Origin of the sequence: Aquibium microcysteis, assembly GCF_014495845.1 — a bacterium.
GTDB lineage: Bacteria > Pseudomonadota > Alphaproteobacteria > Rhizobiales > Rhizobiaceae > Aquibium > Aquibium microcysteis.
Genome location: NZ_CP061080.1, coordinates 2,840,480 through 2,863,630, shown reverse-complemented (window position 1 = coordinate 2,863,630; position 23,151 = coordinate 2,840,480). Strand labels below are relative to the sequence as shown.

At 69.6% G+C, this 23,151-nt stretch carries 21 protein-coding genes; 17 read left to right on the top strand and 4 right to left on the bottom strand.

All coding sequences use genetic code 11. The features are described 5' to 3' along the window. Positions 1 to 8: 8 nt before the first annotated feature. The 4 genes from IAI54_RS13235 to IAI54_RS13220 all read left to right on the top strand — a co-directional run bounded on the left by IAI54_RS13235 (position 9) and on the right by IAI54_RS13220 (position 5,057). Positions 9 to 1,178: an ABC transporter substrate-binding protein gene (locus IAI54_RS13235; RefSeq protein ID WP_187972780.1), complete on the top strand. Its 1,170-nt coding sequence runs from the start codon at positions 9 to 11 to the stop codon at positions 1,176 to 1,178. Between the two features lie 53 nt (positions 1,179 to 1,231). Further along, positions 1,232 to 2,167, top strand: a complete 936-nt coding sequence (locus IAI54_RS13230; protein WP_187972779.1) for an NAD(P)H-dependent flavin oxidoreductase — start codon at positions 1,232 to 1,234, stop codon at positions 2,165 to 2,167. Positions 2,168 to 2,286: 119 nt separating this feature from the next. After that, positions 2,287 to 3,060 (top strand): cyclase family protein, encoded by a 774-nt coding sequence (locus IAI54_RS13225; RefSeq protein WP_187972778.1) that lies wholly within the window; start codon positions 2,287 to 2,289, stop codon positions 3,058 to 3,060. Between the two features lie 53 nt (positions 3,061 to 3,113). Further along, on the top strand, positions 3,114 to 5,057 hold the full coding sequence (locus IAI54_RS13220; RefSeq protein ID WP_187972777.1) for a TRAP transporter large permease: 1,944 nt from the start codon (positions 3,114 to 3,116) through the stop codon (positions 5,055 to 5,057). Positions 5,058 to 5,179: 122 nt separating this feature from the next. Here the strand turns inward: IAI54_RS13220 and dctP are convergent, their stop codons facing one another. Further along, on the bottom strand, positions 5,180 to 6,184 hold the full coding sequence (gene dctP, locus IAI54_RS13215) for a TRAP transporter substrate-binding protein DctP (protein ID WP_187972776.1): 1,005 nt from the start codon (positions 6,182 to 6,184) through the stop codon (positions 5,180 to 5,182). 132 nt (positions 6,185 to 6,316) lie between these two features. Next, positions 6,317 to 7,225 (bottom strand): LysR family transcriptional regulator, encoded by a 909-nt coding sequence (locus tag IAI54_RS13210; protein ID WP_187972775.1) that lies wholly within the window; start codon positions 7,223 to 7,225, stop codon positions 6,317 to 6,319. A 106-nt stretch (positions 7,226 to 7,331) separates the two neighbouring features. On the opposite strand from IAI54_RS13210, the gene IAI54_RS13205 reads away from it, so the two are divergent. The 5 genes from IAI54_RS13205 (at position 7,332) to IAI54_RS13185 (ending at position 12,036) form a co-directional block, all read left to right on the top strand. Then, the gene (locus IAI54_RS13205; protein WP_187972774.1) at positions 7,332 to 8,489 is read left to right on the top strand and encodes an alpha/beta hydrolase family protein; all 1,158 of its coding nucleotides are present in this window, start codon (positions 7,332 to 7,334) and stop codon (positions 8,487 to 8,489) included. A gap of 17 nt (positions 8,490 to 8,506) precedes the next feature. Next, entirely contained in the window at positions 8,507 to 9,448 is a 942-nt protein-coding gene (locus IAI54_RS13200; protein ID WP_187972773.1) for a VOC family protein, read from the top strand. Further along, on the top strand, positions 9,445 to 9,792 hold the full coding sequence (locus IAI54_RS13195; RefSeq protein WP_187972772.1) for a Rieske (2Fe-2S) protein: 348 nt from the start codon (positions 9,445 to 9,447) through the stop codon (positions 9,790 to 9,792). The genes IAI54_RS13200 and IAI54_RS13195 overlap by 4 nt, the downstream gene beginning before the upstream one ends. After that, positions 9,789 to 10,916: an FAD-dependent oxidoreductase gene (locus tag IAI54_RS13190; RefSeq protein WP_187972771.1), complete on the top strand. Its 1,128-nt coding sequence runs from the start codon at positions 9,789 to 9,791 to the stop codon at positions 10,914 to 10,916. Before IAI54_RS13195 ends, IAI54_RS13190 begins: the two co-directional genes overlap by 4 nt. A gap of 142 nt (positions 10,917 to 11,058) precedes the next feature. Then, on the top strand, positions 11,059 to 12,036 hold the full coding sequence (locus IAI54_RS13185) for a fumarylacetoacetate hydrolase family protein (protein ID WP_187972770.1): 978 nt from the start codon (positions 11,059 to 11,061) through the stop codon (positions 12,034 to 12,036). 110 nt (positions 12,037 to 12,146) lie between these two features. Here the strand turns inward: IAI54_RS13185 and IAI54_RS13180 are convergent, their stop codons facing one another. Next, positions 12,147 to 12,725: a helix-turn-helix domain-containing protein gene (locus tag IAI54_RS13180; protein ID WP_235679352.1), complete on the bottom strand. Its 579-nt coding sequence runs from the start codon at positions 12,723 to 12,725 to the stop codon at positions 12,147 to 12,149. Positions 12,726 to 12,843: 118 nt separating this feature from the next. Between IAI54_RS13180 and IAI54_RS13175 the strand changes: the two genes are divergently transcribed. The 8 genes from IAI54_RS13175 to ftsZ all read left to right on the top strand — a co-directional run bounded on the left by IAI54_RS13175 (position 12,844) and on the right by ftsZ (position 21,389). Next, positions 12,844 to 13,983, top strand: coding sequence for an NAD(P)/FAD-dependent oxidoreductase (locus IAI54_RS13175; protein ID WP_187972768.1), 1,140 nt, complete (start codon positions 12,844 to 12,846; stop codon positions 13,981 to 13,983). Beyond that, entirely contained in the window at positions 13,980 to 15,269 is a 1,290-nt protein-coding gene (locus IAI54_RS13170; RefSeq protein ID WP_187972767.1) for a TRAP transporter large permease, read from the top strand. The genes IAI54_RS13175 and IAI54_RS13170 overlap by 4 nt, the downstream gene beginning before the upstream one ends. A gap of 49 nt (positions 15,270 to 15,318) precedes the next feature. Then, on the top strand, positions 15,319 to 16,290 hold the full coding sequence (locus IAI54_RS13165; RefSeq protein ID WP_187972766.1) for a TRAP transporter substrate-binding protein: 972 nt from the start codon (positions 15,319 to 15,321) through the stop codon (positions 16,288 to 16,290). 5 nt (positions 16,291 to 16,295) lie between these two features. Next, complete coding sequence (locus IAI54_RS13160; protein ID WP_187972765.1) at positions 16,296 to 16,844, top strand: TRAP transporter small permease; 549 nt, start codon at positions 16,296 to 16,298, stop codon at positions 16,842 to 16,844. Positions 16,845 to 16,848: 4 nt separating this feature from the next. After that, positions 16,849 to 18,300, top strand: coding sequence for a M81 family metallopeptidase (locus IAI54_RS13155; RefSeq protein ID WP_187972764.1), 1,452 nt, complete (start codon positions 16,849 to 16,851; stop codon positions 18,298 to 18,300). Then, on the top strand, positions 18,297 to 19,148 hold the full coding sequence (locus IAI54_RS13150) for an alpha/beta fold hydrolase (protein ID WP_187972763.1): 852 nt from the start codon (positions 18,297 to 18,299) through the stop codon (positions 19,146 to 19,148). Before IAI54_RS13155 ends, IAI54_RS13150 begins: the two co-directional genes overlap by 4 nt. Continuing rightward, the gene (locus tag IAI54_RS13145) at positions 19,145 to 20,122 is read left to right on the top strand and encodes an ornithine cyclodeaminase family protein (RefSeq protein ID WP_187972762.1); all 978 of its coding nucleotides are present in this window, start codon (positions 19,145 to 19,147) and stop codon (positions 20,120 to 20,122) included. The genes IAI54_RS13150 and IAI54_RS13145 overlap by 4 nt, the downstream gene beginning before the upstream one ends. A gap of 229 nt (positions 20,123 to 20,351) precedes the next feature. Next, entirely contained in the window at positions 20,352 to 21,389 is a 1,038-nt protein-coding gene (ftsZ, locus tag IAI54_RS13140; RefSeq protein WP_187972761.1) for a cell division protein FtsZ, read from the top strand. Between the two features lie 63 nt (positions 21,390 to 21,452). Here ftsZ and IAI54_RS13135 read toward each other — a convergent pair whose 3' ends face one another. Beyond that, the gene (locus IAI54_RS13135; RefSeq protein ID WP_187972760.1) at positions 21,453 to 23,123 is read right to left on the bottom strand and encodes a bifunctional helix-turn-helix transcriptional regulator/alpha/beta hydrolase; all 1,671 of its coding nucleotides are present in this window, start codon (positions 23,121 to 23,123) and stop codon (positions 21,453 to 21,455) included. Between the last annotated feature and the right edge of the window lie 28 nt (positions 23,124 to 23,151).

Below are 23,151 nucleotides of genomic sequence, written 5' to 3'. Positions count from 1 at the left end.
AGGAAACAATGAAGAACGGACTGCTCGCGCTCAGCGCGTTCCTGCTTGCCTCGACCGCCGCCTACGCCGCCGATCCCGGCGTGTCGGACACGGAGATCAAGATCGGCGACGTCAACATCATGACCGGACCGGCGTCCTTCATCGGCCGCGCCGTGTCGGTCGGATCGAAGATCGCGGCCGCCGAGATCAACGAGGCCGGCGGCGTCAACGGCCGCAAGATCACCATCGTCACCGAGGACGACGGCTACGTGCCGGCGCGCTCGTTCCAGGCGCTGACCAAGCTGATCGAGGTCGACGAGATCTTCGCCCTCAACGGCACGTCGGGCACGGCCAACGTGCTCGCCATGATGCCGCTGATCGAGGAGAACAACCTGCCGACCGTGGTGACGACGGCGCCGAACGAACTGGTCTACAACCCGGTGCGCCCCTCGGTCTTCACCGTCGGCGCGAGCTATTCCGACGCCTTCTACGCGCAGCTGAAGTACATCCACGAGAACAGCGAGCCGGCGAACGCCGTCTACGGCCTGATCCGGCAGGACGACGATTTCGGCGGCGCCGTGGAGGCCGGCTACGACCGCGCGGTCAAGGAGTTCGGGGTCAAGGACGGGCTGCGCATCCGCTTCAAGAAGGGCACGGCCAACTTCGCCGCCGAGGTGGCGCAGATGAAGCAGGCCGGCGTCAACGTGCTCGCCAATGGCGGCATCATCGCCGGCGCGGCCAACATCCTCGGCGAAGCGCGCAAGCTGTCGATGGACCTGCAGGTCGCCTCGGTGTGGAGCGAGGACATGCCGCCCTCGGTCAATCTCTCGGCACCGGCCGGCTACGACTATCTGGTGGCGGACTACGTGGCGCTCAGCGGGCCGGCGATCGACGCCTTCCTGGAGAAGGCCAAGAAATACGCCAGCGACGAGGAGATCGGCGCCATCAACCGCTACACCTACGTCACCTATGTCGGCCTGAAGGCACTCGCCGAGGCGATGGGCCAGTGCGGCCAGGACCTGACCCGCGCCTGCACGGTGGAGAAGCTGCGTGGCCTGAAGGACTTCGACACGCAGGGCATCAGCGCGCCGCTGAGCTTCGACAATCCCGAGCAGCTGTCGGGCACGGCAGTCGCCGTCTACCAGCTCAACGCCGCGGAGAAGACCTTCAAGGCACTGACCGACTTCGCCGACTACTGAGAACCACCCGCGGAGCCGCCCTTGGCGGCTCCGCCTTCCTTTCCGGAGATTTCATGGCCATTCCCTCCGCGTGGCGCGCGCGCCTGCGCCTGCCGGTGCTGTCGGCGCCGATGTTCCTCATCTCGGGGCCGGACCTCGTGGTCGGCGCCTGCAATGCCGGCGTGGTGGGCACCTTCCCGGCTCTCAACCAGCGCAGCACGGAGGGCTACCGCGACTGGCTCGACGAGATCCACGACCGGCTCGGGCCGGACGCCGCGCCCTACGGCGTCAACCTCGTCGTCCACCGCAGCAACCCGCGGCTCGAGGCCGATCTCGCGGTGACGATCGACCGCAAGGTGCCGCTGGTCATCACCTCGCTCGGCCTGAACCGCGAGCTGATCGACGCCGTGCACGGCTATGGCGGGCGCGTGTTCCACGACGTCACCACGCTGCGCTTCGCGGCCAAGGCGGCCGAAGCCGGCGTCGACGGGCTGATCGCGGTGGCCTACGGGGCGGGCGGCCATGCCGGTCTGATCAGCCCCTTCGCCGCGCTGCACGAGATCCGCGCGATCTTCTCCGGTACGCTGGTGCTGGGCGGCGCGATCTCGACCGGCCGGCAGATCGCGGCGGCGACCTTGATGGGGGCCGACATGGCCTATATGGGCACGCGCTTCATGGCCACGGCCGAGAGCCTGGCCGTGCCGCGCCAGCGCGAGATGATCCTCGAGGCGCGGGCGGCCGACATCGTCTACACGCCGGCGGTGTCGGGCATCCCGGGCAATTTCCTGCGGGCGAGCCTGGCGGCGGCCGGGCGCGACCCCGACGACCTGACGCCGCCCGACAAGCTCAACTTCGGCACCACCGACGCGCGGGCCTGGCGCGACCTCTGGGCCGCGGGACAAGGCGTCGGCGCGATCGACGACATGCCGCCGGTGGCGGCCCTCGTCGAGACGCTGCGAAGCGACTATGCCGAGGCTTTCGCGAGCGCGCAGGCCGCCCGGTTCGCCTGAGACGCCGCGGGACCGGCGCAGCGGGTATTCACCAGCCGGTGCCGAGGTATTTCGACGATTCATTCGACTGATGCTTCCTGCTGCGGCTAACGTGTCGGCCGCGTGGAGGAGCATTCGGTATGGCCAGGACGATCATCGACCTCGCGGTCGCGCTGACGGCGGGGATCAGGTCCGATCCGCCGGGACTGGGGCCCGAGATCGACTACATGGGCCATGCCGAAGGCGGGCGCGAGTTCGAGGCGATGTTCGGCGTGCCGCCCGGTGCGCTGCGCGACGGGGCGGGGGCGGCCGCGGAGCGCTGCCGGATCACGACGCACAACGGCACGCACATGGACGCGCCGTGGCACTATCACCCGACGATGGACGGCGGGAAGCCGGCGATGACGATCGACCAGGTGCCGCTCGACTGGTGCTTCGGGCGCGGCGTCAAGCTCGACTTCCGCCATCTGCCGAACGGCCACACCGTCACGGCGGCAGAGGTCGAAGCGGAGCTCGCGCGGATCGGGCACCAGCTCGCTCCGGGCGACATCGTGCTCGTCAACACGGCGGCCGGCGCCCGCTACGGACAGGACGATTATGTCGGCACCGGCTGCGGCATGGGGCGCGAGGCGACGCTGTTCCTGACCGGGCAGGGGGTCAGGGTCTGCGGCACGGACGCCTGGAGCTGGGATCCGCCGCTCGCCTACCAGGCCGCGCGGGCGCGGGAGACCGGCGACTGGTCGGTGTTCTGGGAGGGTCACAAGGCGGGCGCCGACACGGTCTACTGCCACATGGAGAAGCTCGCCAACCTGCACCTCTTGCCGCCGACCGGCTTCGAGGTGATCGCGCTGCCGGTGAAGGTGGAGCGCGGCTCGGCCGGATGGTGCCGGCCGGTCGCCCTGGTCGACGCGTGACGCAGGCCGCCGGTGCGGCGCGCGCCGGTTCACGACGAGAGCGGGAGGACGTCATGACGCAGGCTTTCCAGGCCGGCACCCTGCCGAATGGCGGCGGCCTCGCGCGCCTGACGCTGGCGGGAACGGGAGCGCTTTCGCTCGTGGCCGTCGCGGGCATCCTGGCGGGCGCGCTCGTGATCTGCATCGACGTGCTGGGGCGATGGCTGTTCGGCGCCTCGGTGGTGGCGCTGAACGAGATCATGTCGGCCGTCTTCGCGGTCGCCATCGCGGCGACGCTGCCGGCGGGCGCGGCGCGGCGGGTCAATCTCAGCATCGACCTGCTCGGGCACATGACAGGGCCGCGCCTGAGCGCCTGGCTCAAGGTGGCCGGCTCGCTGCTGCTGCTCGCCTTCTTCGCGCTCTTGGCCTGGCGGGTGTTCGGGCTGGCGCTGCGCTACCACGCGCAGGGCAGGGCGACCTCGATCCTGCGGTGGCCGCTGGCCCCGACCTATTTCGCCGTCGCCGTGTCGATGGGGATCGCGGCGCTGGTGCAGCTGGTCAACGCCATCGACGACGTCCGTGCCGCGCGTGCGGTGCGGCGCGGATCGCGGTCGAGCCCGGCGGTGCTGGCGCTGGCTGGCACGCTGATCGCCTTCGCCCTGGCGACCGGCCTCTGGATCGCCCTGGATATCGACGGCTTTTCGGGCGCCGTGACGGGCCATCCGGCTGCGGCCGTGATCCTCGCCTTCCTGCTGCTCTGGGCCGGCGTGCTGGCGCAGCTGCCGCTCGCGACGGTCACGGCCATGATCGGGCTCGTCGGCACGCTCGCCTATGTCGGCGGACCGGCGACGGCGAACACCTTCGCCTCCGACGCGCTCGACTTCCTGCGCAACGAGCAGGTGTCGACGCTGCCGATGTTCCTGATCATGGGCGCCTTCGCCGTGGTGGCCGGCGTGTCCGACGACCTGTTCCGCGTGGCGAACGCCGTGCTGGGCCGCTTCCGCGGCGGGCTCGCCTATGCCACCGTCGCGGGCTGCGCCGGCTTCGGCGCCGTCTCGGGCAATTCCATCGCCACCTCGGCGACGTTCGGGCGGATGGCGCTGCCGCAGATGAAGCAGCGCGGCTATGCGCCGACGCTGTCGAGCGCCACGGTGGCGGCCGGCGGGACGCTCGGCGCGCTGGTGCCGCCGTCGGGCGTGATCATCCTCTTCGCGCTGCTCACCGAACAGTCGATCGGCGCCCTCTTCGTCGCGGCGATGGTGCCGGCGCTGCTCGCCGTCCTGCTCTACTTCGCGGCCATCGCCATCGTGCTGCGGCTCGATCCCGGCGCGGCGCCGGCGGCCGAGCCGTCGTCGGCGAGCGATCTGGCTGCCGCGCTGCGCGGTTCGCTGCCGGTCGCGCTCCTGTTCGCGGTGGTGATCGGCGGGCTCTATGGCGGGGTATTCACCGCGACGGAAAGTGCTGCGGTCGGCGCCGTGGGCTCGTTCCTGCTTGCGCTGGCGCGCGGCCGGCTGAACCGGACGAGCCTGCTCGGCGTGTTTTCCGAGATCACCGCCTCGACGGCGATGATCTACGGCCTGATCTTCGGCGCGCTCGCCTTCTCGTTCTTCGTCGATCTCGGCCAGACGCCGACGATGGCCGCCGAATGGATCGCTTCCTTCGACGCGCGGCCAGTCGTCATCCTGGCGGCGCTGATCGTGCTCTATCTCCTGCTCGGCTCGGTGATGGACAGTTTCGCCGTGATGGTGATCACGGTGCCGGTGGTGACGCCGCTGGTGATCGGCCTCGGCTACGACATGCTGTTCTGGGGCGTGCTGATGCTGGTGGTGGTCGAGACCGGCATGATCACGCCGCCCTTCGGCATGAACCTCTTCGTCATCAAGAGCCTGCAGCCCGAGGTGCCGCTGTCGGCGGTGATGCGCGGCGTGCTCCCCTTCGTGCTCGCCGACCTCGTGAAGATCGTGCTGCTGGTGGCCTTCCCCGCCCTGTCGCTCTGGCTGCCGTCGACGATGAACTGACCGGCGGCCCTGGTCTTCGACCTGCGGCGAGAACCGCGCGCTTTCTCCCGAACGAAGAACGGCCGGCGAGCCCGGGGGCTGCCGGCCGTTTCCCGTCCGGCCGGAAGGGGAGAGACCGCGGATCAGGGCTTCGCGGCGGCGAGTTCCTCGCGGAAGCCGGCGATCAGGTCGGCGCCGCCGGGAACGCGCTCGGCGAAGCCGGCCTCGATGCGGCTGCCCAGCCGCGCGACGAGTTCGGCCACCTGCTCGGGGGAGCCGACCGAGAAGGTGTGGCTGCCGTTGGCCGCCACGAAGCCGCGCGCCTCGGCTTCCCAGCCGTCGACGGTGGCGCCGGCGTTGCGCGAGGCCTCGCAGCCCGAATGCTTCGTCAGCACGGCGCGGGCCTCGTCGGAGAGCGCATCCCAGCGGTCCTTCGCCATGAAGACGAGGCCGAGCGCGCCGCCGAGCGGCAGGTCGAGATGGTTCGTCGTCACCTCGTTGAGGCGGAAGCCCGGGAAGGCGGTGTAGTTCATGATGGTGCCGTCGGCGGTGCCGCGCTGCAGCGCCTGGTACTGCTCGGTGATGGTGATCGACAGCGGCGTGCCGCCATAGGCCTGGATGATGGCGGCCGAGATCGGGCTGCCGGAAATGATCTTCTTGCCGGCGAGCTGGTCCATCGCGGTGAGCTCGGCGCCGTTCAGGTGCGCGGCCGACTGCGGGAACTGGACGAAGAGCAGCGGCACGATCGCGCCGGTCTCGTCGCCGAAGGCGCCCTTCTCGTGCAGGCGGCAGAGCGCCAGCGACCCCTGCTGCGACGTCTCGACCATCAGCGGCAGCGTTGAGACCAGCATGCGCGGGAAGCGGCCGGGATCGAAGACGGTCATGCCCCAGACCACCTGGACGACGTCGTCCACGACGCGGTCGTAGTAGTTCTCGTGGTTGACCATCGTGGGACCGTGCCGCATCTCGATGCTGACGGCGCCGCCGCCCTCGGCGTTCACCGCGTCGGCCCAGGGCTTCAGCACCTTGGTGACGATCGGATGCTGCTCGGCGTTCGAGGTGCCGAAGAGCAGGGTTTCGGCGGATGCGGCCGTACAGGCCGCAAGCGATGCGCCGCACAGCAGCGCCGCGATCAGGTGGCGTCTCATGGTGTTCCTCCCTTCAAGACTTGCCGGCCGACAGGGGTCGGCCCGACCGGCTGGAAAGCTACAGAGACGGAATACCTTTGGAAATTTGATTGGTTGAATGCCAGCCATTGATTCTGATGATAGTCGAGCGCGTCAGCCCCGATCCGCCGCGATGCTGGCGTGAAGCTCGCTGCGCAGCCAGGCAAGGGCCGGATCCTGACCGCGGATCGAATGCCACTGGATGCGCTGTTCCAGCGGGGGAAGGTCGAGCGGCGGGTCGAGGACCGCAAGACCGCCCAGCCTCGCCATGCGGCGCGCAAGCCGGGCCTGCACCAGCGCGATCCGCCGGGTGGACCGCACGAGATCCGGCAGGGAGGCGAAGGAGAAGCTGGTCACCGCGACCTGGACGGCGAGGCCCGCCTCCCGCAGCACGCGCGCGGCATAGCTCTCGCCGGCATTCGGCGGCAGCATGACGACGTGCTCGGCCGCAAGGAAGGCCGCCATCGTCAGCCCGTCGCGCGCGGCGGGATGGTCGGCGTCGAGGACGCAGACCATCGGGTCCATCAGCAGCCGTTCCGACGGGTGGTCGGGCGAGCAGTAGATTCCCGGTGCGATCAGGAGGTCGGTGTCGCCGCGCTCGAGCTGCAACTGCGGCAGACTCTGCTGCGGCTTGACGTCGAAGCGCATGGAGGGCGCCTTGCGCGCCACCGCCGCCAGGAAGGGCGGCACGACCGTGCTGAGGCTGTAGTCCGAGACCATCAGGCCGATCCGGCGGCTGGAGGTCGCGGCTTCGAAGCCGGGCGGCGTGGCCACCGCCGCGTCGATCCGCACCAGGATGTCGCGCACCGGCTGTTCCAGGGCGATGGCGCGCGGCGTCAGTTCCATGCGGCGGCCGACCTGGACGAGCAGCGGGTCGTCGAAATGCTGGCGCAGCCGGTTGAGCGCGTTCGACATGGCCGACTGGGTGATCGACAGTTCCTCTGCCGCGCGGCTGACGCTGCGCAGGCGGATCAACTTGTCGAGCGCGGCGAGCAGGTTGAGGTCCAGGTTCTTGAAGCGCACGGCCTATCCTCAAATTCCGTGAATACCTCGCATTGAAACTTACAATTTCATCAATGCCAAGAGGGTCGCTAGGGTCCCGCCATCAAGCCGCGACAGGAGGAGCCGCGTGTTTCGCTGTTTTCCGACGAATTACGTGTGGGATCTCTCCGTCAACCTGTCGATCGAGATGGGCGGACGGATGGGCGAGATCGCCGAGATGTGCGCGCCGCTGACGGAGGCCGCCAAGGCGCCCGACGCCGAGGGGACCCGCGCCTTCCGCGAAAGCTGGGAGCGGATGGCCGACCGGCTGTGCGGGCTGGCTGAGGACGACCTCGTGCGCGGCCGCACCCTGTCGGCGTCGGGCAAGCTGATGCGGGCGGCGAACTACATGATCATCGCCGAACGGATGCAGGCGCACGGCTCGGACGGGCGGCTTGCGCTCTACCGGCGGCACCTCGCGACCTTCTACCAGGCGCTGGCCCTGGGCGGGACCGGCGCGCATCGCGTCGAGATTCCCTATGCCGGCAAGCATCTGGCGGCCATCTTCGTGCCGGCTGAGGGCGCGAGCGGGCCGCAGCCGCTGCTCGTCCAGGTCAACGGCTTCGACAGCACCAAGGAGATGCGGCTTATGGCGCAGCTGCCGGGGTTCCTGGCGAGGCGCGGCATCGCCTCGCTGGTGCTCGACCAGCCGGGCACGGGCGAGGCGCTGCGGCTGCAGGACATCGTCGCGCGCCACGATGCCGAGCACTGGGCGACGCCGGTCTACGAGTGGCTGGCGTCGCGGCCGGACGTGGACGCCGCGCGGATCGGCATGGAGGGGGTCAGCCTCGGGGGATATTATGCGCCCCGGGCGGTGGCCTTCGAGCCGCGCTATGCCTGCGGCGTCAGCTGGGGCGCCAACCATGACTGGCGCGACGTGCAGAAGCGGCGCCTGGAGCGCGACGGCGATTTCCCCGTGCCGCACTACTGGGCGCATGCCTGCTGGGTGTTCGGCGCGAAAGACGTCGACGACTTCATGCAGAAGGCCGAGCACATGCATCTCGACGGCGTGCTCGACCGCATCCGCGTGCCCTTCCTCGTCACCCACGGCAAGCACGACACGCAGATCCCGCTCAAATGGGCGCATCGCACCTACGAGCAGCTGGTCAACAGCCCGCGCCGCGAACTGGTGATCTTCGACGAGCGCACCGGAGGCGTGATGCATTCCAGCGTCGACAATTCCGGTCCCGCGCTCGATTGCATTTCCGATTTCGTCGCCGAGTGCCTCGGCGGCCGCACGTCCTGACCCACGGAGACAGATCCATGCAGATCATCGGACCGGATTCCCTCGTCTTCGGCGTGGACGACGTGCCCGCCTGCCACGAATTCCTCACCGCCTACGGGCTCGACGCCCATGACTACACGCCTGAGAAGGGCGGCCACTTCCTGTCGCTCGACGGGACCGGCCTCGAGATCCGCCGCCGCGACGACCCCTCGCTGCCGCCGGCGCTGAAGACCGGCAACATGCTGCGGATGCAGGTGCTGGGCGTCGTCGACCAGGCGGCTATGGAAGCGGTCGCGGCGGAACTCGGCAAGGACCGTCAGGTCCTGCGGCTCGCCGACGGGTCGCTGCGCACGCAGGACGACCAGGGCTTCGAACTGTCGTTCCGGGTGACCACGCGCAGGCCGCTCGACCTGCCGGCCGAGAAGGTCAACGCGCCAGGCGATTTCGGCCGCAAGCCCAACCAGATCGGGGTCTGGCAGGACATGCCGACGAAGCCGCGCACGCTCAGCCACGTCGTGCTGTTCGTGCCCGACATCGAGCCCGCGGTCGCCTTCTACCGCGACCGGCTCGGCTTCCGCATCACCGACACCTTCACCGGCACCGGACCCTTCCTGCGTCCGCAGGCGAATGCCGACCACCACACGCACTTCTTCATCCGCACCCCGCCCTACATGCAGGGCTGCGAGCATCTGGCCTTCCACATGGGTGGCCCGACCGAGCTGATGCTGGCCGGCAGCAAGATGATCAAGGCGGGATACGAGAGCTTCTGGGGGCCGGGACGCCACAAGTTCGGCTCGAACTGGTTCTGGTATTTCAAGAGCCCGCTCGGCTGCAACGTCGAGTTCGACGCCGACATGGACACGCATGACGACGACTGGGTTCCGCGCGAGGCGCCGATGGGGGCGGAGGCGGCGCAGGCCTTCCTGTTCCAGCATCGCGACAAGTGGGCGCCGAGCGGCGGGCCCAAGCCGGGGCATTGACCCGGCTCTGCGACCTCGACGACCTGCCCGAGGGTGGCGCGCGGGGCTTCGAGGTGCCGGGTCTGGCCTGCAAGGTCATCGTGGTGCGCCGGGGAGGGCGCGTCCATGGCTGGCGCGACTTCTGCCCGCACTACAAGGGCGGGACGCCGATGGCCTGGAAGCGCGACGCCTATCTCAACGGCGCCGGCGACCACATCGCGTGCCATGCGCACGGAGCCTGGTTCGACATCGAGACGGGAGCCTGCGTGCAGGGACCGTGCCTCGGCAAGCGGCTGATCCGCGTGCCGCTGACGGTTGACGAGGCGGGCGCCGTGCGCCTGAGACAGAGGGAGGAGAGGACATGAACGCGACGGTACGACGGGGGCTGGTGATCGGCGGCGGATTCTCGGGCATGGCGGCCGCCATCCAGCTGAAACGCGCGGGGGCGGAGGTCGACCTCGTCGAGATCGATTCCGGCTGGCGCAGCTACGGGGCGGGCATCAGCCTGAACGGCGGAACGTTCCGGGCGTTCCGGACGCTCGGCATCCTCGACGCTTTCCGCGCCGAGGGAGCGATGAGCGACGGCGTCGAGATCCGTGGCCCGCAGGACCAGATTCTCGCGAGCCTGCCGACGCCTTCGGTGGTTGAGGGGATACCCGGGAACGGCGGAACGATGCGGCCGCTGCTGGCGCGCCTGCTGGCCGAGAAGGTCAGGGGAGAAGGCGTCACCGTGCGGCTCGGAGCGAGCTTTGCCGGGATCGAGGACGGCGCGGACGCCTGTCATGTCCGCTTCACCGACGGAACGACGGCCGACTACGATCTGGTCGTCGGCGCGGACGGTCTCTACTCCGCCGTGCGACGGACGTTGTGGCCGGAGGCCCCGAAGCCGCGCTATGTCGGGCAGGCGGTCTGGCGGGCCGTGATCCCGCGGCCGGCGAACCTTCCCACCACCGCGATGTGGATGGGGCCGAAGCTGAAGGCCGGGATCAACCACGTCTCGGCCACGCAGTCCTATCTGTTCCTGACCGAGGACCGGCCGAGCAACGACCACGTGCCCGCGGAGACGCAGCTGGCGACGCTGAAGGCGCTGCTGGCGCGGTTCCCGTCGCCCACGCTGCAGGCGGTGGCCGAGGATCTCGGCGGACACAGCCAGGTGGTCTACCGGCCGCTCGAACAGCTTCTGCTGCCCGCCCCATGGCACAAGGGCCGGGTCGTGCTGATCGGCGACGCCGTGCACGCGACGACGCCGCACATGGCGGCGGGGGCGATGATCGGGCTCGAGGATGCCATCGTGCTCGCCGAGGAACTCGCGCGTGCAGACAATCTGCCGACGGCGCTCGCCGCGTTCCAGCAGCGGCGCTGGGAGCGGTGCCGGATGGTGGTCGAGAATTCCGGCCGTCTCGCCGAGATCGAGCAGGGCCACGGCACGCAGGAGGAGCACTCCCGGCTGATGCGCATGACGCTCGGCGCGCTGGCGCAGCCGATCTGACGCCGACCGGTCGGCGTCCGGTCCAGACGCGGTCCGCATGCGGCGGACGGGGCCTGTCGCCCGCCGCGCGATTGGCATAGGGAAGCAAACGACGACAGCCTGCAGCGGCAGGAACAGGGGCGAAAGCCGGGGAGACACACGCATGAAACTCGCCACCTACAAGGATGGAAGCCGCGACGGCCAGCTCTGGATCGTCAGCCGCGACCTCAGCCTGGCGACGCCGGCAGACGCGATCGCGCCCAGCCTGCGTGCCGCGCTCGAGGACTGGGACAGCGCGGCACCCGCCTTGCAATCGCTGGCGGCGGACCTCGACGCCGGCCGGGTGCCGGGGGCTGCGCCGTTCGATCCCGCGCGCTGCATGGCGCCGCTGCCGCGGGCGGCGGCCTGGCTCGACGGCTCGTCCTTCCTGCATCACGGCCGGCTGATGGAAAAGGCCTTCAACGCCCCGCCGATCCCCGATTTCGAGACCGTGCCGGTGGTCTACCAGGGCGGCAGCGACGACCTGCGCGGCCCGCGCGAGCCGATGCCCTTCGTCGCCGAGGAGCACCAGATCGACATGGAGGGCGAGTTCGGCGTGATCGTCGGCGACGTGCCGATGGGGACGACGCCGGACGAGGCGCTCGAACACGTGCGCCTGCTCGTGCAGCTGAACGACTGGTCGCTGCGCAAGCTGGCACCCTACGAGATGAGCCGCGGCTTCGGATGGGTCCAGGCCAAGCCCTCGACCTCGTTCGCGCCGGTGGCGATCACGCCGGACGAACTGGGCGACGACTGGCGGGACGGGCGCATCCAGCTCAGGCTGCACGTCGCCATCAACGGCCGCGAGGTCGGGCGCGCCCATGGCGGGGCCGGCGCCTTCTCCTTCGCGCAGCTGATCGCGCACTGCGCGGCGACGCGGCGGCTTTCGGCCGGTACCATCATCGGCACCGGTACCGTGTCGAACGACGATCCGCAGGCCGGCTCGTCCTGCCTGTCGGAAGTCCGCGTGCTGGAAATCCTGCGTGAGGGCGCGCCGAAGACGCCCTTCCTGTCCTTCGGCGACCGGGTTCGGATGGAGGCGCGGGCGGATGACGGCGGCACGCCGTTCGGCGCGCTCGACCAGGAGGTCGTGCGGGCCTGACGGCCCGCCGCCAAAGCGCGTCGCGATCCTTCAGATCCGCTTCGTACCCTTCAGGTCTCCGTTTTCGCGCATGTCTCCCGAAACCGTTCCCCGCATGCGGGGGACATGCTTCATCGCGGGCCGGCGCAGACGACGAGGATCCGCGCGTCGGTCTCGCCGCTCGAGGCATAGAGGTGGCCCCGCGCGCTGTCGAAATAGATCGAGTCGCCCTCGTGGAGCACGACCGGGTCGCGACCTTCGAGATGGACGGTGACGGTGCCTTCCAGAACCACCAGGAACTCCTGGCCCGGGTGGCGGACGAACTCCTCGAAATCGAGGATGTCGTGGGCCTTCAGCGTGCCCATCATCGGGGTCATGGCCTTCTGCCACAGTTCCGGAAACAGCATCTCGTAGACGTAGTTGCTGGTTTCCTGGCGGCTGAACTCGCCCTTGCGGGCGACCGCGAAGGCGCCGTCCTCGAACCGGCTGCCGCCAGCGTCGAAGAAGGCCGCCATGTCGGCGCCGAGGCCATTGGCGAGTTGCGCCAGCCGGTCGTAGGTCAGGGCGATCACGCCGCGCTCGGCCTTTGAGATCGTCGAGACGGCGAGGCCCGATCGCTCCGCGACCTGCGCCAGCGTCCAGCCCCTGTCGCGCCGGAGCGCGCGGATGCGCTTCCCGAACTCGATGCGCTGAGTATCGGCCTTTTCCATCTGCAGCATGGCTCCGTTTTAGGGCCGACCACCCCGGGGGGAAAGTGATTTTCCGATTGGAAAATGATCTTTTCCGATCGGAAAATCGATGCTAGCTTCTGGTCAGGAGGGGATGCGGATGGCTGACGACGTCTACGACATCATCGTGATCGGCGCGGGCATGGCAGGAGCGTCCGTGGCCGCGGAGCTGGCCGGCGCGGGACGCATCCTCCTGATCGAGGCAGAAGGCCGGCCCGGTTATCACACGACCGGGCGCTCCGCGGCGCTGTTCACGGCCGCCTACGGGCCACCGGTCATCCGGGCGCTGACGCGGGCTTCCGTGCCCTTCTACCGCAATCCGCAAAGTCCGTTCGTCGCGCATCCGCTCTTGAAGGATCGCGGTGTGCTCTTCATCGCGCGGGAAGACCAGGCGCACGGCATGGCAGAACTCGTGTCGGAACTGGGCGACGCGGTGCGCCCGATCGACCCTGACACGGCGCAGGCGCAGATGCCGCTGCTGCGGCCGGGGCACGTCGCCCAGGCGATGATGGACGATTCCGCCGCCGACATCGACGTGGACGCGCTGCACCAGCATTATCTCAAGGCGCTGCAGGCGGCGGGCGGCGTGGTGCGGACCCATGCCGGCGTGACGGCACTCGGCCGCGTGGCGGGCGACTGGGTCGTGGAGACGCGTTCCGGCCGCTTCCGCGCAGCCGTCGTGGTCAACGCGGCGGGCGCCTGGGCAGACGAGATCGCCGCCATGGCCGGCGTCTCCCGCATCGGACTGGTGCCGAAGCGCCGCACCGCGGTGCTGATCGATCCGCCGGAAGGCGTGATGCCCGACAGCCCCGCCGTCTGGCCGGCCGTCGTCGACGTCGACGAAAAGTTCTACATTAAGCCCGACGCCGGCAGGCTGCTGATCTCCCCGGCCGACGAGACGCCGTCCGCGCCCTGCGACGCGCAGCCGGAAGAGCTCGACGTCGCCATCTGCATCGACCGGATCGAGACGGCCTTCGACATCGCGGTGCGGCGGATCGAGCACAAATGGGCCGGCCTTCGCTCCTTCGTCGCCGACAAGGCCCCGGTCGCCGGCTATGCGCCCGATGCGCCCGGCTTCTTCTGGCTGGCGGGGCAGGGCGGTTACGGCATCCAGAGCGCGCCGGCCCTGTCGCGCACCGCGGCGGCGCTCGTGCTCGGGCGCGCGGTGCCGGACGATGTCGCGGCGGAAGGCGTCGAGCCGTGGATGCTCGGGGCCGAACGCCTGGGAGGCGGCGCATGATCTGGCTGGTGCCGATCGTCGGCCTGCTCCTGCTGGGCTCCGGCCTCGCCATCGCCTACGTGATCGGCGCCGCCGCGGTGCTCGCCTTCGTGGCGACCGACAACACGCGCTACCTCGCCGTCCTGCCGCAGCAGATCTTCTCCAAGATCGACGTCTTCGCGCTGATGGCCATGCCGCTGTTCATCCTGGCCGGCGAACTGATGAACCGCGGCGGCATCACGCGGGTGTTGATCGACCTGGCAATGGCGATGGTGGGGCGGCTGCGCGGCGGTCTCGGCCACGTCAACATCATGACCAGCGTCTTCTTCGCCGGCATCTCCGGCTCGGCCGTCGCCGATGCGGCGGCCGTGTCGAACACGCTGGTGCCGGCCATGCGCGAGCGCGGCTACAGCCTCGACTACGCCGCCGCCGTCACCGCCGCCTCCTCGATCATCGGGCCGATCATCCCGCCCTCGATCATCCTCATCTTCTACGGCGCTCTGATGAGCACGTCGGTGACGGCGCTGTTCATCGCCGGCATCGTCCCGGGCCTGCTGCTCGCCGCGGCGCTGATGGTGCTCAATGCCGTCTATGCGCGGACACAGAACCATCCGCGGCTGGAGAAGCACGAGGTGCCGGCCTTCTTCCCCGCCCTCCTGCATGCCCTGCCGGCGCTGCTGGTTCCCGGGATCATCATGGGCGGCATCGTCTTCGGCATCATGACGCCGACCGAGGCGGCGGCGGTCGCGGTGGCCGTCGCCTGGCTCGGCGGGCGCCACTACGAGCGTCTCGCCTTCAGCGAGGTGTGGCAGGCCTTCCGCCGCACGGCGATGCTGTCGGGCGCCATCTTCCTCCTGATCGCCGCCGTATCGGCACTCGGCCATCTGAGCGCTCTCGAACGCATTCCCGAAGCGATCTCCGACCTCGTGCGGGAGATGGGGCTCGGCCCCGTCGGTTACATGATCGCCATCAACGTGCTGTTCCTGCTGGCCGGCATGATCCTCGACATCCCCGTGGCGCTGGCGCTGCTCGTGCCGCTGCTGGCGCCGACCGCGCTGGCGCAGGGGGCCGACCCCGTCCATCTCGGCATCGTTCTGTGCTTCAACCTGTGCATCGGGCTGGTGTCGCCGCCGCTGGGCGGCTGCCTGATCATGGTCGCGACGGTGACCGGGATCAACTACTGGCGCCTGGCGCGGGCGGTGCTGCCCTTCGTCGCGGTGCAGATCCTCGTCCTGGCGGTGCTGATCGCGCTGCCGGACCTTTCGCTGGCGCTGCCGCGCGCATTCGGATTGGCCGGAGGAGGATGACGGCCGACCGATCCAGAGGAACTTCGACGACAACAACGGGAGAACATCGATGAGACGCCTTGCATTCCTTGCCGCGATCGGGGCAGCGCTGGCCCTGACGCCGGCCGCCTTCGCACAGGTGAAGGTCTCGCTCGACAGCCCGCCGGACCTCAGCGGTTCCGGCAGCTACGTCTGGGCGCATGCCTTCGTGGAACACATGAACGCCAACGGCCTGAAGGCCGAGGAATTCCAGCGCGGCGCGCTCGGCAACGACGACGAGGTGTTCGACCAGGTCAGCCAGGGCCTCGTCGAGGTGGCGCTGGCGCCGCTGAACATCGTCGGGTCGCTGGACAAGCTGATCTACGGGTTGCGGCTGCCCTATTTCTTCGCCGACATGGAAGAGGTCGACAAGGCGCTCTACGAGGGCGGCATGCTGGAGAAGATCAATGCCGGCACGACGCCGGGCGGCGTTCGCGTCGCGGCGATGACGACGGTCGGCCCCGCCAGCGGTATCTTCAACACCAAGCGCAAGGTCGAGACGGTCGCCGACATGAAGGGGCTCCGGATGCGGGCGCTCGACGAGAGCCAGATCGAGCTTTACGAGGCCTGGGGCGCGGCGGGCACCGTCGTCAACTGGGCGGAGGTGCCGAACGCGCTGCAGACCGGCGTCGCCGACGGCTACCTCAACCCGGCCTTCGTGCCGCTGCTGTTCGGCCACACCGATTTCATCAAGCATTTCACCGACGCGGCGGTGTCGCCGTCGCTGCGCATCGTGATCATGTCCGAGCAGTGGTACGACGGTCTTTCGGAGGCCGACCGGACGGTCGTCGACGGTGCCATCGCGGCCGCCGACAAGGCCAACCGCGACTGGCTCGGCACGCAGGGCGCGGTCATCGACAAGCTGAAGGAAGCGGGCGTCGAAGTCGTCGAACTGTCCGAGGAAGCCCGCGCGGAGTTCCGCAAGGCGTCCGAGCCGACCTATCAGAGCGGCCTGATCACTGCCGAACAGCTCGCCGAATGGCGCAAGGCCAAGGGCGAGTAGCGACCATGAAGACCCTCGCCATGGGCCTCGACCGCCTGTCGGCGAGGATCGACCACATCGCGATGGCCTTCGCGGTGGCCGCGCTCGGCATCATGCTGGGCGCCGCACTGTGGCAGACGGTGGCGCGCTACATCTTCGACTCGCCGCCGATCTGGACCGAGGAACTGGCGCGGCGCGCCATGGTGTGGGCCGGCATGCTCGGCGCGTCCTGCGCCTTCCGGGCCGGCGCGAACCCGGTGCTGTTTCCGGCGATGCTCGCGATCCGCGGCGGCACCGGTGTCGTCCTGTCGCTGCTGCGCGCGGCGGGCGTCGTCGTGTTCGTCGGACCCGTGCTGTGGTTCTGCATCTTCGCGCCGGGCATGAACGTCGCGCGCGGCTTTCTCGGGCGCAGCCTGGAGCGGCAGGCGGAAATGCTCGGCGTTCCGATGATCTGGTTCACCGCGGCGGTTCCCGTCGCGCTCGCCATCATCCTCATCCACATGCTTGCCGTGCTGGCGTCGGAGCTTGCGGGGCGCGACGACACGGCACATGCCGACAAAACGAGCGAGACTTGATCGAATGAAGCTGTTCATCGCGGGCCTGAGCACCGAAACCAACTCGTTCTCGCCCCTGCCGACCGGTCTGCTGAGCTTCGCGGAAGCCGGCATCCGGCATGGCGACGCGACGCGCCACCCGAAGGAATACTTCACCGCGCCGCTGCACATCTGGCGCGCGCTCGCCGAGGCGCGCGGCTGGGAGGTGGTGGAATCGCTGTCGGCGCACGCCCAGCCGGCCGGCCTGACGGTGCGCTCGGTCTACGAGGGTTTTCGCGACGAGATCGCGGCCGATCTCGCCCGCTGCGGCGGCGCCGACGTCGTGCTCCTGGCGCTGCATGGGGCGATGATCGCGGACGGCTACGACGATTGCGAGGGCGACCTGATCGCCCATTGCCGGCGGGCTGCGCCCGATGCGGTGATCGGCGGGCTGCTCGACCCGCACTGCCACCTGACGGAGACGATGCTCACGCAAGCCTCGCTGCTCGTCTGCTTCAAGGAATATCCGCATGTCGACATTCCCGAGCGGGCGGACGACCTGTTCCGGCTGGCGGCGGACGCGGCCGAAGGCAAGATCCGGCCGGTCATGCGGGATTTCGACTGCCGCATGATCCTGGCGATGCCGACGCCGAAGGGCCCGATGCGCGATTTCGTCGATGCCATGAGCGCGCGCGAGGGCAGGGGCGGCATCCTGTCGCTGTCGATCGCGCATGGATTTCCCTGGGGCGACCATGAGCGCACCGGCGCGCGGGCGCTCGCCATCGTCGACGGCGACGCGAAGCGGGCGCAGGCCGTGGCCGAGGAACTCGGACGGTCGCTCTACGCGATCCGCCATCAGCTGCTGCCCGACATGGCCGACATCGCACGCGCGCTCGACGAGGCTGAGGCGGAGCCGCGCGGCCCGGTCGTGCTCGCCGACGTCTCCGACAATCCCGGCGGCGGTGCGCCGTCCGACGCGACATTCCTGCTGCGCGCGATGATCGAGCGCGGCATGACATCGGTCGCGACCGGGCTGTTCTGGGATCCGGTGGCCGTGCGCATCTGCCGCGAGGCGGGCGAGGGCGCGACCCTGCCGCTGCGGCTCGGCGGCAAATGCGGCCCGATGTCGGGCGACCCGCTCGACCTCGTGGTGACGGTGCGCAGATGCCTGTCCGGCCTGACCCAGCGCTTCGGCACGCTGCCCGCGCCGATGGGCGAGGCGGTGTGGGTGGAAGCGGACGGCATCGACATCGTGATCACCGACGTGCGGGGGCAGACCTTCCATCCGGAGGCCTTCGAACAGCTCGGGATCGTCTTGGCTGAGCGGCGCTATGTCTGCGTCAAGTCGTCGAACCACTACCAGGCCGGCTTCAATCCGATCGCTGCGAAGGTCATTCCCGTCGCCACGCCCGGCTCGATCACGCCCGACTACGCCAACATCCCCTACACCAGGCGCGCCCGAGACTACTGGCCCGCCGTACCGGATCCCCTGTCATGAGCAATCCTCTCATCCATTCCCGCGATGCGTTCGCGGCACGTCATCCCGAACAGCGCGCCATCCTCGGCGGGCGGGACTGGGGCTACCTGGACGTCGGCAAGGGGCCCGTGCTGGTCCTGATCCCGGGGACGCTCGGCCGTGGCGACATCTTCTGGAACCAGATCGAGGCGCTGTCCGGCCGGCTCCGGATCGTGGCGGTGAGCTATCCCGACAGCGGCGGCGTCGTCGACTGGGCGCAGGACCTGCTCGCCCTGTTCGGCCGGCTCGGCATCGGCCGCGCGACCGTGCTCGGCAGTTCGCTCGGCGGCTATCTGGCGCAGCAGATAGCGGGCATCGCACCCGAGCGCGTGGAGGCGCTCGTCGCGGCGAACACGCTGCATTCGGCCGAAGGCATCAAGGACCGGCCGCCCTATTCGCTCGACCTGATGGCGGCGCCGATCGGCGACCTGCGCGCCGGCTTCGGGGCGGGGATGGAGATCTGGCGCAAGGCGCATCCCGACCAGAGCGATCTCGTCGACCTGCTCTTGCAGGAGGCGGGCGGGCGCATCCTCGAACCGGAACTGCGCGCGCGGCTCGACGCGCTGAAGACGGCGCAGGAACTGCCGCCGATGGGCCTGCCCGGCGACCGGATCTTCACCGTCGAGGCCGACGACGATCCGCTGATCCCGCCGCAGATGCGCGCGGCGGTGCGGGCGCGGCTGCGGCCGGCGGTCGCCTATCGCTACCTCCATGGCGGGCACTTTCCCTACATCGCCCGCCCGGCGCTCTATACTGCGATGCTGGAACAGATCATGGGGCTAAGCGGCACGGGGCACGACTGGGGCGCGGGGCCGGAGCGCAGCGCATGATCGTGCTCAGCCATGCCGACGTGGCGGCGCTGTTTCCGATGGAGACGGCGATCGACGTCGTGCAGCGCGCCATGATCGAGGTGTCGGCGCGCCGCGCCGAACTGCCGCTGCGCAGCGTCGTGCCGGTGGGCGGGGGAAACCGCATGGGCGTCATGCCCGGCGCGCTCGCCGATCCGGCCTGCTTCGGCGTCAAGCTGGTCAGCCTGTTTCCGGGCAATCCGGCGAAGGGCCTGTCCTCGCATCGCGGGGCGATCGTGCTCTTCGAGGCCGAGACCGGCGAGGCGGTCGCCATGATGGATGCGAGCCTGCTCACGGCGGTGCGGACGGCAGCCGCGAGCGCCGTGGCGACGCGGGCGCTGGCGCGCGAGGAGGTCACTTCGCTGGCGATCATCGGCTACGGCGAACAGGCCGAGCACCATCTCGAGGCGATGCTGGCGGTGCGGCGGATCGAACGGGTGGCGGTCGCCGGGCGATCGGCCGAGAAGGCCGTCGACTTCTGCCGGAAGGCGTCGGAGCATCATCCGGGCGTCGTCTTCACGTCTGGGAGCGACGTGCGGGCGGCGGTGGCAGACGCGGACGTCGTCTGCACCGTCACCGCGTCGGCGACCCCGATCCTGATGGGCGACTGGCTGCCGGCCGGGTGCCACGTCAACGTCGTGGGCTCGTCGATCCCCTCCATGCGGGAGGTGGACGACCGCTTCGTCGAGCGCGCGGCCATCTGGGTCGACTATCTGCCGTCGACGCTCGCACAGGCGGGCGAAATCGTCGACATGATCGCGGCGGGGCGCTTCTCCGCCGACGACCTGCGTGGGGAGATCGGTTCGGTCCTCGCAGGCGATGGAGCCGGGCGTTCGTCGCGCGACGAGATCACGGTCTACCGCTCGCTCGGCATCGCCGCCCAGGATCTCGCCGCGGCACATTTCATTCATTCGCAGGCGAAGGCGCTCGCCATCGGCCAGTGCGTGGCGCTATAGGCGTCTTTCGTCTCCCGGCGGGCCTGCCCCTCGCGACGGTCTGCCCGGCCGGCGAGCCGCGGCCGCACCGTCGGAAGAGCAATCGCTCCGCGCCAGTCAAAGAGCGATTGCAGCGTGCCGCCGAGTCTGATTCCTTGGCGGGAGAGGGGCTGATTCGAAGCAGCGGTCGGAGGCCAGCGGCGTCCGGCGCGCGCCCCGACATGCGGGCATTTGCCGGAAGAGAAGAGTCATGGCCGATCACACCAAGCCCATCGCCGAGATGCGGCCGAAGATTTCCATCATCGGGGTCGGCGGCGGCGGCGGAAACGCCGTCAACAACATGATCGCCGAGAAGCTGCAGGGGGCGGAGTTCATCGTCGCCAACACCGACGCGCAGGCCCTCGCCATGTCGAAGGCGCAGAAGCTGATCCAGCTCGGCGCGCAGGTGACGCAGGGGCTCGGCGCCGGCTCGCTGCCCGAGGTCGGGCAGGCGGCGGCGGAGGAATCGATCGACGAGATCATGGACCACCTCGCCGGAACGCACATGTGCTTCGTGACGGCGGGCATGGGCGGCGGCACCGGTACGGGCGCGGCACCGGTCATCGCCGAGGCGGCGCGGCGCGCCGGCATCCTCACCGTCGCGGTCGTGACGAAGCCCTTCGCCTTCGAGGGGCGGCGGCGGATGCAGATGGCCGAGGCCGGCATCGAGCGGCTGCGCCAGGTGGCGGACACGGTGATCGTGATCCCCAACCAGAACCTGTTCCGGGTCGCCGACGCCAAGACGACCTTCGCCGACGCCTTCGTGATCGCCGACCGCGTGCTCTATTCGGGCGTCGGCTGCATCACCGACCTGATCGTCAAGGAAGGCCTGATCAACCTCGACTTCGCCGACGTGCGCTCGGTCATGCGCGACATGGGACGCGCGATGATGGGAACCGGCGAGGCGTCGGGCGAGGGCCGGGCAAGGAATGCGGCGGAGGCGGCGATCGCCAACCCGCTGCTCGACGAGGCGTCGATCAAGGGCGCCAAGGGCGTGCTGGTGTCGATCTCCGGCGGCATGGACATGACGCTGTTCGAAGTCGACGAGGCGGCGTCGCGCGTGCGCGCGGAAGTGACGGACGAGGCGGACATCATCGTCGGCGCGATCTTCGACAAGAGCCTGGAAGGGAATTTCCGGGTGTCGATCGTGGCGGCCGGGCTGCAGGGGCCGGAGGCGACGGACACGCTCCACGGACAGCCTTCGATCGGCCATCCGCACCAGCAGACGGGCGGGCGGCTGCTGCAGTAGCGGCCGTTTCGCCTGCCGGGCAGACCGCCACCGCCCGCTCACTGGCCGGGAAAGCCCGGGCAGTCAGGCGGCTGCCTGCGGCGCCACGCCTTGCCGGCGCCGAATGGCGTCGAAGACCTCCTGCCAGTGGCTGAGGAAGAGGAGCTGGCCTGCGCCGTCGACCAGTTCGACGGTCGTTCCCGGAACGACGTCCGCGAAGGCGAGCGACTGGGACGGATGCACGATGGCGTCGTCGCGCCCGTGCAGGATCTGGAACCTGTGCGCCGTCGATCGGGCCTCCTGCGAAAAATCGAGCAGCGTGATGCAGGTTTCCCGGCTGAAGGCTTCGACACCGTTGCGGAGCGCCTCGACCGAGGTCCTGGCGATGAGATCGGCGATCTCGGGGTTTCGTCGCATCGCGAGAACGTCGGCTTCGCTGTCGCGGCAATTGTAGACGACGAAGTCGCGCGCGAAGGCGGTCTCCATGACGCTGACCATCGCCCATGACACGATCGGGAGCATCTGCGGCAGGTTCCTCGCCATGCGCAGCATGAAGCGCTGGCGCTGCGGCGTCGATTTCAGCCATTCGTCGCGCCAGATCGGCGCTCGGCCGACGGCGAGGAGCCGCGTGACGTGCTCGGGATGGAGCCGCGCGAAGCGCAGGGCGAAGGGCGCCGACGTCGAATGGCTGACGACGACGGCGCGGGCGATGCCGAGCTGGCCGAGCAGGTCGCGCATGTCGCCCGCGACCCTGTCGATCAGATCGTCGTCGCTCGCCGCGGCGACCTTGTCGGAGCCGGCGAAGCCGGGGCGGAAGGGGGCGAGGATGCGCAGGCCGTCCCTGTGGGCCTGCCGGATGGCTGCCTCCGGCAGTTCCGCGCCGTAGGGCAGGTTGTGCAGCATCAGCACGGGCGCGCCGTCCGCTGCGCCCTGCTCGACATACTGCAGGCGGCGGCCGTCGCGCAGGACGATCTGGCGGCGAGCCTTGACCGGCGCCGGGCCGGCCTGCGCGACGACCGGCTCGGCCGGTCTCGACGCCGGACCGAGGACGCCGGCCGAGAAGCCGCAGAGCAGGCGCACCAGGGCCGGGATGTCGCGGACGGAGGTCTTGTTCTTGATGAGCTTGATCTGGGTCCGCACGGTGTCGACGGAAACGCCGCGCTCGGCGGCGACGTCCGGCAGCCGCAGGCCGCTGGCGAGCAGCACGGCCACGCGCGCCTCGGCATGGGTGAGCCCGTAGGCGCTGCGAAAGAGTTCGACGGCCGTTTCGTCGAAGCCGAAATCGACGATGGACAGCAGGTAGACGGGCTCCTCGGAGGCGTCCTGGAAGCCGTTCTCGACCCGCTTCACCAGAACGCTGGTCTGTGTGCGGCTCAGCGGATCGGCATGGCCGGCCACCGCGAGCAGCCGGCCGGTATCGGCCGACGCCATGTACTCCCGAACGCGCCGTAGAATTCCCGGATCGGCGAGCAGGTCGCGCAGGGTGGCGGGCATGCGGTCCTGCCGCGCATGCGCCATCGCGTTGGCGGCGATGACGGTCTCCGAACGGCGAACAAGATAGGACGGGTTCGGCACCGCTTCGAGGACGGCCGTGGCCCTCTGGTCGTCGGTCCGCGCCCGGACGAGCCTCTCCTGGATCGAGCGAACGTTTTCGATGTGGCCCAGGGCGCTTTCGTCGACCAGAGCGGCGACGCCTTCGTCCGGCCTGCCGTCGGCCCCCGGGGCGAAGAGGAGCTCATCCAGCCGATCGAACATCCGGTCGAAATTTCCCGGAGGAAGGGTA